The 14335-nt window shown below is 60.6% G+C and carries 7 protein-coding genes; 6 read left to right on the forward strand and 1 reads right to left on the reverse strand.

The features are described 5' to 3' along the window. The first annotated feature begins 107 nt into the window (after nt 1–107). Nucleotides 108–1547 carry a lipopolysaccharide kinase InaA family protein gene (locus tag ACWKWE_RS19380; protein WP_483851417.1) on the forward strand — a complete coding sequence of 480 codons (1440 nt, stop codon included), beginning with the start codon at nt 108–110 and terminating at the stop codon, nt 1545–1547. Between the two features lie 106 nt (nt 1548–1653). Here the strand turns inward: ACWKWE_RS19380 and ACWKWE_RS19385 are convergent, their stop codons facing one another. Next, nucleotides 1654–7743: a dermonecrotic toxin domain-containing protein gene (locus ACWKWE_RS19385; RefSeq protein WP_483851418.1), complete on the reverse strand. Its 6090-nt coding sequence runs from the start codon at nt 7741–7743 to the stop codon at nt 1654–1656. A gap of 340 nt (nt 7744–8083) precedes the next feature. On the opposite strand from ACWKWE_RS19385, the gene ACWKWE_RS19390 reads away from it, so the two are divergent. The 5 genes from ACWKWE_RS19390 (at nt 8084) to ACWKWE_RS19410 (ending at nt 14282) form a co-directional block, all read left to right on the forward strand. Then, a complete protein-coding gene (locus ACWKWE_RS19390) occupies nt 8084–9841 on the forward strand; it encodes a carbamoyltransferase family protein (RefSeq protein WP_166596055.1) in 1758 nt (585 codons plus the stop codon). Next, on the forward strand, nt 9825–10955 hold the full coding sequence (locus tag ACWKWE_RS19395; RefSeq protein ID WP_483851419.1) for a glycosyltransferase: 1131 nt from the start codon (nt 9825–9827) through the stop codon (nt 10953–10955). The genes ACWKWE_RS19390 and ACWKWE_RS19395 overlap by 17 nt, the downstream gene beginning before the upstream one ends. Further along, nucleotides 10955–11851, forward strand: coding sequence for an antimicrobial resistance protein Mig-14 (locus tag ACWKWE_RS19400; protein ID WP_341960370.1), 897 nt, complete (start codon nt 10955–10957; stop codon nt 11849–11851). Before ACWKWE_RS19395 ends, ACWKWE_RS19400 begins: the two co-directional genes overlap by 1 nt. Then, on the forward strand, nt 11848–13257 hold the full coding sequence (locus tag ACWKWE_RS19405) for a PIG-L deacetylase family protein (RefSeq protein WP_483851629.1): 1410 nt from the start codon (nt 11848–11850) through the stop codon (nt 13255–13257). Before ACWKWE_RS19400 ends, ACWKWE_RS19405 begins: the two co-directional genes overlap by 4 nt. 68 nt (nt 13258–13325) lie before the next feature. Further along, nucleotides 13326–14282 (forward strand): glycosyltransferase family protein, encoded by a 957-nt coding sequence (locus ACWKWE_RS19410; protein WP_166596052.1) that lies wholly within the window; start codon nt 13326–13328, stop codon nt 14280–14282. Nucleotides 14283–14335 lie beyond the last annotated feature (53 nt).

Consider the following 14335-nt stretch of genomic DNA (forward strand, 5'->3'; position numbering starts at 1 on the left):
GTACTTGCGTGAGCCGAACCATTTTTCGCGAATAAATTCGCTCCTACAGGTTCATCATCGTTCGCAGGGTCTGCGTTTCATTTCATGTTTGATCGAAGAGGGCGCCGATGCGTTTGTCTGAACTGAAAAACGCCGGTCGTACCCCGACGCTGCCGATGAGCATTGCGTTGGCGGATGCGGCAGGACCTGCCGAATTGCAGCTGTTGAGCCTGGTGCGTGTGCTGCCGGGTCAACGTTACGTAGGCGCGGGCATATGGCGTGGGCGTCCGGTGCTCGCCAAATTGCTGGTGGGCAGCAAGGCGCCCCGGCATTTTCAGCGTGAGCGCGCCGGGGTGCAGCTCCTTGCCGAGCAAGGCTTGACCACGCCATTGCTGCTGGCCGAAGGGCTGAACGAAGGCGAAGGCGGCTGGCTCCTTTTCGAATTCCTCGATCAGGCCGAAAGCCTCGGCGAAGCCTGGAAAGCCGTCGAGCACCTGCCGCCGCTGGCCGACGAGCAAACCACCGTGCTGAGCGAAGCCCTCGCCGCCGTTGGCCAGATGCACGCCAAGGGGCTGTGGCAAGAAGACCTGCACCTCGACAATCTGCTGCGACAGAACGGCCAGCTGTACCTGATCGACGGCGCCGGAATTCGGGTCGAAGAAGCGGGCAAGCCGCTGTCCCGCCCAAAAGTCCTGGAAAACCTCGGCGTGTTTTTCGCTCAGTTGCCCAAGTCCCTGGCGCCGTTCACTGAAGAACTGCTGGTCTACTACCTTCTGAGCAATGGCGAGCACGCGCTGCCGGTCGAAGCGCTGCAAAAGCAGATCGACAAAGTCAGCGACTGGCGACTGCGGGATTACCTGATCAAGATCGGGCGCGAGTGCAGCCTGTTCAGCGTATCGGACGGCCCATTTGGTCTGCGGGCAATTCGTCGCGAGGAAGAGGCGGCGATGCTGCCGGTGCTGGACAAGGCCTACACCCTGATCGACAGCGGCCACCTCTACAAGACCGGCGGCGCCGCCAGTGTGGCCAAAACTGAGGTTGATGGCCGACCGTTGGTAATCAAACGCTACAACATCAAGAACTTCGCCCACTGGCTCAAGCGCTTCTGGCGCCCCAGCCGCGCCTGGCATTCATGGCGCGAGGGCAATCGCCTGATGTTCCTCGGCATTGCCACGCCCAAGCCGTTGGCCTTGCTGGAACAGCGTTTTTTCTGGCTGCGACGCAAGGCGTATCTGGTCACCGAATACCTGCCGGGCCCGGACGTCATCGAACGTTTCGCGCCTTACGTGGCATCGGGGGATGCGCCGGAAAACGAACTGCAGGCGCTGGACGCACTGTTCGAGCAATTGATTCGCGAGCGCATCAGCCATGGCGACCTCAAGGGCCATAACGTGTTCTGGCACCAGGACCGCTGGGCGCTGATCGACCTCGACGCCATGTGCCAGCACAATTCGCGAAGCGCGTTTGCTGCCGCGTTCGCCAAGGACCGCGCGCGTTTCATGCGCAACTGGCCCGCCGACAGCGCGCTGCACCAGTTGCTGGAACAGCGCTTGCCAAAAGCGGTGTGAGGGAGTCGGGCAGACGTACTAACGACATCCGTCCCTGTAGCAGTCCGACTTGCCGGCGGCAGCGATTTCAATGGCGCCACCGCCGGCCCACCGTGCTGCTAAAGGCTTACCCCACTCGCGTCAGGTTGATGTCTTCAAGCGCCAGAATCAGGGCATCAAGGTCGTCATAGGGTTGCAGATGTACCGCTGGCCACGCCGGACGATCCACGAACACCTTGCCGGCCTCATCGACCTGCACCGGCGTGCGCAAGATTTCGCCCGTTCTTGTCCTGTGGACAATCACGTACACATCATCCAGTTCCAGTTCGGTCACGAACATGCCCGGCCGTGCCAGACGTTGCTCCAGTGACAGTGGTTGTGGCGCCAGAATGCGGGTGGGGCTGACTTGATTGATCCTGCCCGGCACCTCCACTTCGAGCTTGAAATCCCCCTTCACGAATGCGTTTGCTCGGGTCATTGACGCCCGGGCGCTTTCGCCCGGATCTCGAACGATGCCCTGCGAGGTGCCCGGTGCCACGTCATCGACCCGCACGCCGATGGCGCCTTCCAGTTCGGCCACCCCCGGAACTTGGTTGTAACGGTTGGAATGGCTGTTGCCGACCAGCGCGACCCAGCGGTGCCGCCCGACAACCGCCTGATGTCGACGAATCGTCCGGGACGCAAAATAATTCATCATCTCCTGTCGAGTGGTCTTGGTCTCGCGCACGCCCTTGAGGTGATAGCTCGCTGCACAATCGATGGCGCGGACCTCAATACCGTGCTCTCGCGCCTTGATCACTAGCATCTCGAAATTGTAAGCCTTGGCCGGATCCGTCAACTGACCTCGATCCAGATGCTGGAGGCTGTTCAAAAGCTCATTGCTCATTTGACCCGTTTCATGAAACCGGTCCAGATGCAGTTGGTGCAGGTCGGTCAGCAGATGCTCCATGTACAGGGTTTTCACCTGTTGTTCCGCCAGCAGTGACAGGTTGTCGATGAGGAATTTTTTGCTGCCCACGGACGCATGAAACTCCCCGACGACCATTCCATCGGTGTGCTCGTACAGGCGCTGAATGAACTGTGGGGCGCTCAGCGCCGGTTCCACCGAAGGCATCGTCGGGCGCGGGGGGAGATCGGCTGTCAGAATTTCGCGCGCGTCGTGGCGCAGTTTCGTCCGCAGGCCAAAGAAAACGTCCTCCACGTCATTCAGGCGTTCATTGAAGAAAAAATACTCGCTGTTTAGCCCTCGATGCTCCTTATACGCCAGCTCATACAAGATGGCGTGCGACTCGAATGGCATGTCGTAGCGCGCGTCGGCGAGCGACTGCTGAAGCGCGGTCGGCGGCGTCTCTGGCAGCCATTGCTCAGGGTCGATGTGCTGCCAGCCGGTAGCTTCGTCCCACTGAAATCCAAGGCTGGCTCCTGAGGCGTGCGCCCCGGAGGACTGAGGGATAGCAGCCGGAGGCGACGCCGCAATCACGGGAGCCGTTGCAGGTTCTGCCAGGCTGGAAGAGGGGAACTCGATCTTGAAATCGCTCGACGCCATGTTCGTCTCGGTATTGACCAGCGTGGCTTCCTGACTGATTTTCGTTGCCCGGCCTGCAGGTACGTCTTCGATACGCACACTAATGGCGCCTTCCAGCTCAGCGATGCCGAGGACGTGCTCATGGGTCGTGGCGAGCTTCTGATCGACCAAGGCCACCCAGCGTCGGGTCGGTTCGGCGGCCGCGTCACTGCCGATCACTTTGTGGCCGAAGAAATTGCTCATTTTTTGAGCAGCAGCGCTATCCCCGGCGGCCCCGGACACCGGGAACGCCATGACCGGATAACTCACCGACGAATTCAAGGGGCGCACCTCGATCCCGTGACGATGGGCCTCTTTGATGAGGTGGTAATAGTCGAATTCGCGACTCATGTTATCCAGCGCCTTGTTGTTCAGGTACCTGAGATGAGCCTTGATCTCATGGGATCCGGCGCGAACCCGGCTGCCCTTGGCGCGATACTTCGCCAGCTTGCGCAGGTGCTTGTCCGTGAACACATGTTCGATGTACAGCACCTCGACTCGCTGCTCGGCGAGGGGCTTCATGTTTGTCATCAGCAGGCGTTTGCTGGCGATGGATTTGGGGGCTTCACCGAACACCAGACCGTTGCTGTTGGCAAAGACACTCTCCAGAAAGTCGCCGACCGTGGTCGAGGCATCGACGGCGGGAAGGGCGGGACGCGCCGGGAGTGCGATCGGTTCGGCGAAGAACGCCCGAGCGTCGCGATACAGTGTTTCCCTGAGCTCGCTATAGGTTCGGCGCATATCGCCGTAGTAGGCCGCGAAGAAATCCTCCAGACCCAACGCCACGGGGTCCATGGACGTGCCGGTCAAAATCTCTTCCATGTGCGGTTGCAGATTGGCAGGTAACTCCCACGCTTGCAGCCCTGCATCTGGGGTGCCTGCATGGGTGTCTTCGCGCAGAGGGTTGAACGTGCCGGGAGTGTCATTCCCGCCGCGCAAGCCCGAGCGTGAAATGCGTTGCCACTGCCCCTGTTCGTTCAGGCGCACCGGCTGACGACCGAAGAACGCGAACGGGTTCTGCGGATCGACGATGTGCCAGCAATGCAGGCTGGCGTCGTAGTGCACTTGATACACCTCGCCGTTCATCTCGATGTAATGCTTGCCCTGGCCGAGGCTCACGCCGTTGGCATGGCCTTCGGTCACTCGCGGCAGATCCTGCAGGGACACGCCGGTGACGCGGTAGTCATTGACTGCGCTGGAAGGCGAGGACGCAGAGGGTTGATCCAGTGGCTGCCAGACGCCGTCGTCATTCTTGCTGGCGTAGTGACCGGTCGGGAAGGCGTCATCCGGTTCGAAGCCGGCGTTGTCATACACCTGCGCCTGCCCCTTGGCATTGGGCGGGCCGAGGAGAAAGTGTTCGTCTTCGAGCTTCACCGGATGCAGCTTCATCCGTGTGCGTGACGGTTTTTTCAGCGCTGCGGGACGTGCCCCCTGTTTCGAGCGCTCGGCCAGCTTGCGTGCAACGCCGCCAAAGCCTTTCAGTCCTTGTTTCAAGTCGCCGTAAGCCCCCAGCAGGTTCAACCCTGCCGCGAGAAACAGACCCGACGCCGATTCCGGCTCATGCCCGGCCAGTGCCTGAACCGCCTTGCCCGCATCGCGTAACGCGAGGGCCACACCCACGGCAAAACTCAGTGGTGGAAAGGGCGCCGTCACTACGGTGGCGATGATGTCCACGCTGTTCCAGATCACCTGGCTCAGCATGTCATGGCGATTGGTGGAGGTTTCTTCGGCGTCGCGCAGTTTGCGTTCGATCTTTCGGTTGAAGCAAACCTGCGCGAAGTCGGCGATAGGCTCGGCAGGCAGCACCGGTCGTTTATTGCCATTGCCTGTTTTCATGTCATTCAGAAAAAACGACAGCACGCGGCGGGCGTTGATGCGACAGCGGTCCTTGTAGTAATCGATCATCCCCGGCGCACCGAGGGAATCAACGAACGAACTGAAGGCCCTGAACTCCAGACCGTCCGGCGCATTTGGCGTGTACAGCAGCGCCGCCAGTCTGACTTCCGTCGGCATCAGTGCATAGCAACCCTGAACGGTTTCGATGTGGATCAAGTTCGTGTCGGTGACCACCAACTGACTGATCCCGCCCATGTGCAGCGCGATGAAGGGCTTGTCGATGTGGATCTGCAATGGATAGACGGGGTGGTGAGCGCGAACCTCGGGCGTCGCGTCGTTCAGATGGCGGATGCTCTGTTGCAGCCACTCATACTGCGTTTCGTCGATGTGCCCCTTCAGCAGGCTGCGCAGGGCGGCGGCCTGCATGTTCAGGCGTGTGATCAGCGCGCGGGTCTGGCGCCGGTAGCCGTAGCCTTCGGACTGCGGATCAAGCAGCGTGCGTTTCACCAGATCGCGATAAGCGTCGGCGAGCCATTTTCCCCGAACCGACCCGGCAACGGAGGCGGGCGTCAACGGGCTGAGGTCGATGCCCTGCGGACCGCTGAACGTGGCCGTCGTGTCGGCCGTGGGTTTAAACACGCCAAAACTGTCGTCGTAGCCGTTTCGCATCATTGCGGTGTAGCTCAGCGCTTCACGCTCGGTCTTCACGATGATGTGATCAGGATCGACCGTTCCCGTCGGCACCTTCAGTAACTGACAAATCTTCTCGCTGGCGCGCTGATGAACATAGTCTTCGAAATCCTGAACCCGTGTGTGCGGCTGCGCGGCATAGTTCGTGATAGCCCCGTTGGCCGCGTCCTCCAGCGCCAGCAGCTGCTGACGCTGTTCACTGCTGGCGCGGATGTACCAGTTCGGGGTGTGGGCCTCATTCTGCGAGCGCACCACGTTCATCCCTTGGATGACGAGGGTTTGCAGCGCGTTGTCGTAGCTTTCCTGAGTGACAAGGCGCAAAAAATCGGCGCGAGGAAACGGCTTCTCACGCAGTGCGTCGAGGGTTGAATTGAGCGCGGGACGATCAGCCACATTCAGTTGGTCGATGAGGTAGCGGGTCATTTCCGGGCTGGCGGTCCAGGCCACCAGTTCGTGGAGCATTTGCGTCTCGCTGTTGAAACTCTGGAACAGCTGAGGGCGAGGGGCGTCCGAGGCGAACATGATCAGCCGTTGCAGTTCGCCCGCCGCGTTTTCCTTTCGGAACACCAGGGTGCGACTCAGCGTGGCCCGGTTATTGATCCTGATGTGCTGAATGCGTAACACCTGGTCGGTGGCGGTGAGCACGCCCTCAGTCACTGCGGTTACCACGTTGAAGTCGTCAAGCGAGAGGTGCCCCTGCATTTTGGCGACATACGCGGATTCGGCGATTTGCAGGTCGAGCAGTTCACGCATCAGTTTCTGGTTGGCCGGCTTTCCGTAGGCTTCGCGCTGGTACTCAGCAAAGCTCAAGCGCAGTTTCAGTTCATCGACCACTCGGCCGGCATACGCTGGAGTCAGCGAGGCATGGGTAGCTCCGACGGGGCGGCCGTCGATATTCACGGTGGTATGGGTCAGGAATTCCGAGCCTTCGCTCAGGTCATTCGGGTGCAGACCGTACAACGCCAGTTCCGGGAGTGTGCGGGTGACGGTGTAGGTCTCACGCGTCACCGGAAGGGTCCGACGGGTGCTGACTGTGATCGATTCGGGCGCCAGATCATAACCAAGGTCGCTGGCCAGGCGTGCGCGCAAGCTCACCTTCGCGTATTGCTCCGCTGATGCCGCACCGTTCAGCGCGCTTGCCAATGCGGTATGCCCGTCCTCAAAACGTTTCAGACGCTGACGGTATTCGTCCAGGTCTTCGCCCGAGGCCAGTTTGATCCAGTCGGGCAGCGCCATTCGCGCCTTGCGCTCGGCCAGAGTCAGCTCGCGTCGCTCCAGCATCGCCCGGGGGCCGAACACGCCTGACAGGCTCACCGCGCCTTCGATCTGATTCGCGTGCAGGGTCGAGTCCGGGTTTCGTCCCTCGCCGCAGACGTACAACACGTCTGCGCGCTGTTTCTCGATTAAGCGCTGGATGGCGTGGCGATAAGGGTTTCCGGTGACGAGGCGCAGTTGCACATCGTTTGAGTCGAAAGGCTCCAGATACACGTCCGGATCGTCCGTGGCCGCAAACAGGGCATCCTGATGACGCTGTTCGGCGTTGATGAGCAAGCCCCACCGCAATGCGTTGTCGTTGAGCCAGTGCGCGACCGTGTCGAGCATGGATCGCTGTGTCGCGAACTCCGACACGCCGCTGCCCGGCAGCGCGAGCAGAGTGCGGCCCGACGCGAGGCTCATGACCAGCGCACCATGGATTTCCGCCAGGGCGTGCGCGTCGATGGCAATGTGCAGTGCGCAGACCGTAGGTTGGTCCTGTGCGTCTGTGTCCAGCGAGCCGGGCAGACACTCCAGGGCGTTCGGCAGCAAGTCATTTTCATGGGACTTGAGCGCGACCTCGTCCCGTAATGCTTTTTCGAACAAGGTGGTGAACAGTTTGCGTCGGCTTTGACCTTGGGCGCTTTTGGTGCGCCAGTAGGTGTCCAGCGTCTCGAGCAGCGTGCCGGTTTCTTGCTCGATGGCGGTTTGTTCGCCGGTTTTCAGGGCGTCGAGCAGCGCGGCGTGTGGAGAGGAAAGCTGCAACAGCTCAGTCGTCAGCGTTTCGCAGGACTCGGTCAGACGCTTGAGCGCACTGGCAGCGGCAGGGTGGGTGAGTGCGGGCGAGGGCCGCGTGGGAGTAAACGTCTGCATGATGTGGGGTTCCTGATTCGCCCTGTCCGGCAGGGCATCCATGGCGCGGGCAGGCCGCTTGATTCATGGAGCGAATCAATCACGAGTCGATCAGGAAATGGCGGTAGATATGTAGTGCACGGCATCAAGCCGGGTTTTCGATAATGGCCCCTGATGCTGAGTCATATTGAGCCAGGTCAGCGTCGTCGCGTGTCCTGAAGCGGTTTTGTTCGGGCTGCGCCATATCGCAGTTCATTACGCTATAATCCCGCCCTTTAGCTGCCCGCCGCACCCGCGCCAGGCGCACCTTATTTGTCAGGCGCACGACGCCTGCTTGCAGACTTTAAGAGGCTAGACCCTAGTGGCATTGACGATCCTTGGCCTGTCCGGCGCCCTTAGCCATGATCCTTCCGCAGCCCTTTACATCGACGGCAAGCTGATTGCAGCCGCCGAGGAAGAGCGCTTCGTTCGCGACAAGCACGCAAAGAACCGCATGCCGTACGAGTCTGCGAAGTTCTGTCTTGAGCAGGCTGGCATCAAACCGTCTGATGTCGATGTGGTGGCCATCCCGTTTGCCCCGATCAGCCTGTTCGGCGAAGCGCGTTGGCACTACGCCAAGCGTTACTGGTACGCCCCGGACCGCGCGCTCGACGCCATCCTGATGGGCAACCGTCGCTACAAGCGCTATCGCAACAAGATCGTCTGGTGCCTCGAACAACTGGGCTTCGACCCGAAAAAAGTCAAGATCGAGCCGGTCGAGCACCACTTGGCTCACGCCTCCAGCGCTTATCACTGCTCCGGTTTCAAAGAGAAAACCGCGATTCTGGGCATCGACGGCAAGGGCGAGTACGCCACGACCTTTTTCGGTTATGGCGAGAACGGCAAGATCCACAAGATCAAGGAATTCTACGACCCGGACTCCCTCGGTGGCCTGTATGGTGCGATCACTGAGTTCCTCGGCTTTGAAATGCTCGACGGCGAGTTCAAGGTCATGGGCATGGCGCCATACGGCGATGCGTCCAAATACGATTTCTCGCGTCTGGCGAGCTTCGAAAACGGCGAATTGGTGATCAACACCGAATACGCCAACGTCATCGGTCTGCGCCGTTATAAAGAGAAAGGCAAAGGCTTCTATTTCTCGCCGAAGCTGATCGAATGGCTGGGTCCGAAGCGCGAAGGCGACATCGCCGATGAGCCGTACATCCACTACGCGGCGAGCATGCAGGCGCTGTTCGAGAAGCTGGCGCTGCAAATGATGGATCACTACCTGGGCGACATCCTCAAGGAAACCGGCAAGATTGCCTTCGCCGGTGGCTGCGCGCTGAACGTCAAGCTGAACCAGAAGATCATCGCGCGTCCGGAAGTGAAAGAGCTGTTCGTTCAGCCCGCGTCCGGTGACGCCGGTACAGCGGTCGGTGCAGCGGCCTATGTTTCTCACGCCCGTGGTGTGCCGGTCGAGAAGATGGAACACGTCTACCTCGGCCCTTCGTACAGCAACGAAGACGTTATCGCCGCCTGTGCCCGTCACCCGAGCGCGCCTGCATGGCGCAAGCTCGACAACATGCCGGAGCAGATCGCCAAAATCATGGTCGACGGCAACCCTGTCGCCTGGTTCCAGGGACGCATGGAGTTCGGTCCACGTGCGTTGGGCGGTCGTTCGATCATCGGTTGCCCGAGCGTGGCCGGTGTGGCCGACCGCATCAACCACCAGATCAAGTTCCGCGAGCGCTGGAGGCCTTTCTGCCCGTCGATGCTCGACACCGTGGCGCCGCAGATGATCAAGATCGATCACCCTGCGCCGTTCATGACCTTCACCTTCGAAGTCGCCGAAGAGTGGAAGACCCGCGTGCCGGAAGTCGTCCACGAAGACGGTACGTCCCGTGCCCAGGTCCTGAAGCGCGAATACAACCCGCGTTACTACGACATGATGAAGGCGCTGGAAAACCTGACCGGCAACGGCGTGTCGCTGAACACCTCGCTCAACCGTCGCGGCGAACCGATGATCTGCTCGCCAACCGACGCGCTGAACATGTTCTTCGGCTCGGACCTGCAGTACCTGATCATGGAAGACATCCTGGTAGTCAAAGACGGCGCGGACGCTTATGACACGCTCGGCTGAGCGCCATGTGTTGCAGTTCTGCCACGGCTATGACGGGCCGTTCCTCGACTGTGCCCGTCAATACGCCAGCCTGTTCGCGGGCAAGGGATACCGGGTCACTACGGTATTCCTGACGGGCGCTGCCGACCCTGATGTCGCAGCGGGCTGCTCGTCGGATGAAGTCCTGTTCATGGAATACAGCTCCAAGGCCATTCGTGGCCTGAAGCTGGGCGCCATCCGCGACTTGCGCAAAATCGCCGCCTCCCGGGATTTCGCGTTCTGCATCGCCCATCGTTTCAAGCCCATCTACATCGCTTTACTGGCCACGCGCTTGCCGGTGATCGGTGTGCATCACGCCTTTGGCGACTATGAGCGCCGCAGCCGAAAACTGTTCGCTCACCTGTTTCGCATGCGTTTGAGCCTGCTCGGCGTGTCCGATGCGGTGCGGGACGATATGCGCAAGTGTCTGCCGAAATGGCCGACCGGACGTATTCAAACGCTTTATAACCGCATTGACATCGATCAACTCGCCGCAACCCAAGCGTCACGCGAAGAGGCTCGCGAAGCGTTGGGCTTGCCGCAAGGCTCGTGGGTCGTGGGAAACGTCGGTCGTCTTCACCCTGACAAGGATCAGGCCACGCTGCTGCGCGGTTTTGCGCAGGCACTTCCCAACCTGCCTGCTGACAGCCAACTGGTGATTTTGGGCAAGGGGCGTCTTGAGCAGGACCTGAAAGAGCTGGCGATGGAGCTGGGCATCGGTCGGCAGGTCATGCTGCTAGGTCAGGTGCCCCTGGCCAGCCGCTATTTCAAGGCGTTCGATGCGTTCGCCCTCAGTTCCGATCACGAACCCTTCGGCATGGTCCTGCTGGAAGCCATGGTCGCGGGCGTGCCGGTGATTGCCACGGCGGCGGGCGGTGCCAAGGAAGTGGTCGAAAGCGTGGGTATTCTCTTCCCGCTGGGCGACGCCGAGCACTTGGCCCAAGGCCTGGCGCACCTGTCGCGACTGGATGCCGAACAGCGAAATGCCTGTGCCGAGATGATGCTGGATCGTGTGCGTGAACGGTTCTCAGACGACGCCGTTCGCAACGTCTTCTGGCGTTTGCCGCAAGTCACCGACCTGACTGCGGAGTCCTGATGCTCAATCGTTTTCAAGCCTGGCGAGAACGTGGCTGGACACCCATCGACGCGGCTGCGTATCAGGGCGCCTGGGACCGATTTGGCGGCAGTGTCGCCACGCATCCTCTGGTGGTTGAGCGATTGGCCGGGTTGGCTGACATCCCCGTGCGTTATCTGGGCTGGTCGCAAGGCGGTGAGTTGAAGGCCGCGATCCCGACGTGGGGGCGTTCGCTGGCGCTGTCCAAAGACGTGCTGAAAAGCCGCGGCAAAAAAGGCCTGTTCGATCTGGGCAATGCTGAGCTGATTCTGCCCGCCGCTGCCGATACCCAAGCCCCGTTGCGTCATCGCGGCCGTTATCTTTCGGAGCTGAATCAGGGGCGTTTTGCCGAACTCCTGCCGCAGACCGAGTCTTTGGCGATGGCCCGCGCACCCGAAGACCTCTCCAAGAAGTTTCGCTACAACCAGCGCCGCGAGCTGCGTCTGCTGGAAGAGGCGGGCGGCGTGGTGCGTCCTATCACCGACTTCAACAGCGCCGACATTGCCCGCATGTACTGCGATCTGTTTCAGCGCCGGTGGGGGTTCGCTGCCACGGGCGCCGAGCGCATGGCCGAGGTGGTCGAGCTGCTGCGCGATCTGCTGATCGGCTCGGTGATCTTTCTGAATGACGCGCCCATTGCCATTCAACTGATCTACCGCGTCGAAGCGCCGGAGTGGATCAGCATCGAATACGTCAACGGCGGCGTTGACCCCGAAACCCGCGATTTCAGTCCTGGCAGCGTGTTGAGCTTTCTCAACACACAGAGCGCCTGGGAAGAAGCACGGGCGCGGGGCAAGGCCTTGCGTTTCTCGTTTGGTCGCGCCGATCGTGAGTATAAGGATCGTTGGTGCAACCCCGTTCCGGTATTTCAACGTTGAGCCGCAAACAGGCATTGCTCAAGCGCCACCGCCGCAACAAGCGTGTGGCGCTGCTGGTGGCATTGGCGATTCTGGTGCTGTTCGGTGTACTCGTCGCCTGGTGGCTGCCACCGGTGTTGGCGCTACTGGGGTGGGTCGCTCATGAGGCCTGGTTTTCCGATCATCTGTTCTACGCGCCGAGCGACGACTATCAGTATCGGCTGCCCGCGCAGAACGAGGTGGCAGGGGTCTGCGTTCAGGGTGATCGGTTGCTGGTCGATCAACTGCCCCCGCTGAGCGGCGATGAAACCCTGATTCTGGCGTTGCGCATCAAGAGCTCATGGCTGGGGCGCTTCTTCGACCCATCGGTTGAGTTGATCGGCGGCGATCTGCACGACAGTCAAGCTTTCGAGCGCGGTGTGAAAGGGCTTCGCTATCTGAATCTCACGGGGCTCAGCGCGGCGCTCACCGCCAACGAACTGCGTATTCGCGGGCGCCGCTGCAGCATTCAGGGCGAGCCCCGGCTGTGGTCGTTTGCCCATCCCGACGCCCGCCGCCAGCGTGTGATGGTCATCGCGCCCCACGCCGATGACGCCGAACTGGCGGCATTTGGTCTGTACAGCCAGGCTGACGAAAGCTGGATCGTCACACTCACCGCGGGTGAAATCGAGGCCGAACACTATCAGGAGATGGGCATGGCCCCGGCCGAAGCGGCGCGGACAAAGGGCCGGCTGCGTGCGTGGGACAGCATCACCGTCCCGCGCTGGGCTGGAGTGCCCGAATCCCGCTGCGTTCAGCTGGGCTACTTCTGCCTTCAATTGCCTGCGATGCAGGCGGCCCCCGATCGACCGATCGCCTCCCGGGAAGCGGATCTGTGCGATACCCGACTGTTCAGGCAGTTCAATACGCTGACGTTGCCGGGCGATGCCGATGGCGCACCGACGTGGAATAACCTGATTGCCGATCTGCGCGCGCTGCTGTTGGAGGCCAGGCCTGAAGTGTTGGTCATGCCTCACGCCACCATCGACCCGCATCCAGACCACATCTGTTCGCAGGCGGCGGTGCTGGAAGCGTTGCAAGGACTGGCCTGGCAACCGAGCGTGATACTCGGTTACGCGAATCATCTTCATGACAATGATCGTTGGCCGATGGGCGATGTCTATAGCGGGGTCGCCTTGCCGCCGGTGTTCGATCCTGCGCAGGAATTAGTGCCTTACAGTATCGAGCTGGATACTGAACGGCAGCGAGACAAGGCCATGGCCTTGGGTATGATGCATGACCTGCAGCCGCCGGCGCCGCTCAAACGTCGCATTCGGCGCTGGTTGCAGAAAAAGCTGGCCGGTCGCCACTGGCCGGCGGAAGGCGAAAACGAATTTTTCAGAAAGGCCGTGCGCCGGCACGAACTGTTCTGGCGCAAGGAAATCTGATTGCCCTCTGCCCCGAAACGGGGATTGAGCGGCCGGGCGGGTAGTGATCTGGTTTTAAAAGGAAGCCCATGAAGGTTTTGTTTCTGGTCCAGAAAGAGCAACGTGCCATTCTGGATCGTCTTTACGAAGGCGTCGCAGCCCATTGCGAGTGTGACCTGCGTTGGCTGACCTCTGACGAGCAGCGCAACCTGCGCCGCTATTTCCGCCAGCATGTGGACGTCAAGAAATACGACCGTATCGTGTTCTTCCTGCGGTTCAAGCAGGAAATCCGTCAGGCGGGCTTCATCCGTACGGTCCCCAATCTGGTGATCCTTGAACACGATGCCTATCAGAACTACATCCCTTGCAAGTACACCGGCAAGTTCAGCGCGCATTACCGCAAGCTGCCGTGGGTGCGCGTTCTCAGTTCCGGTTTCGTGGTCAGCGAGCGCCTGAGAGAAGAAGGTTTTGACGCGGTGTTCGTGCCCAAGGGCTACGATCAGACGTTGCTCAGCGACCAAGGCCGTGAGCGGGACATCGAACTGGCATTCGTCGGCAGCACCAATAGCGTCGCCTACAGCGGTCGCAAGGCATTGCTTGACGAGCTTGGCCAGGTCGAGAAACTGGTGGTGACCCGCACCAAGTCCGGCCAGGAATACGGCGACACCCTGAACCGCATCCGTTTCTTCGTGAGTGCAGACGTCGGCATGGGCGAATTCATGATCAAGAATTTCGAGGCAATGGCCTGTGGTTGTGTGCTGTTTGCCTATGATCAAGGCGACGCCGAGAGCCGTGCGTTGGGCCTGCAAGACATGCACAACGTGGTGTTTTACAGCGACATACCCCAATTACAGAAAAAGCTCGCGATCCTGCGGGATGATCCGAGTCTTGCTGCGCGTATTGCGGTCAACGGGCGCGATCTGGCAGTGTCTCAGTTTGGATTCGGGGCGATTGGCGCACGCATCGTGCGTGAGCTTGAGCCGGCATTGCGCGAGCAGGCGCCAGTGAGCGGTGTCGAGAGGCTGCGGGCAGCATTAGGGATTTGATTTGAACGGTTCATGCGCTGAAAATAATGATATTAATTTGAAACCAGATAATC

The organism is Pseudomonas salicis, from assembly GCF_057128705.1.

Bases quoted from the DNA above. Each gene is read 5' to 3' on its own strand.
- ACWKWE_RS19380 (WP_483851417.1), top strand. From the start codon at position 108: ATGCGTTTGTCTGAACTGAAAAACGCCGGTCGTACCCCGACGCTGCCG.
- ACWKWE_RS19385 (WP_483851418.1), bottom strand. From the start codon at position 7,743: ATGCAGACGTTTACTCCCACGCGGCCCTCGCCCGCACTCACCCACCCT.
- ACWKWE_RS19395 (WP_483851419.1), top strand. From the start codon at position 9,825: ATGACACGCTCGGCTGAGCGCCATGTGTTGCAGTTCTGCCACGGCTAT.
- ACWKWE_RS19400 (WP_341960370.1), top strand. From the start codon at position 10,955: ATGCTCAATCGTTTTCAAGCCTGGCGAGAACGTGGCTGGACACCCATC.
- ACWKWE_RS19410 (WP_166596052.1), top strand. From the start codon at position 13,326: ATGAAGGTTTTGTTTCTGGTCCAGAAAGAGCAACGTGCCATTCTGGAT.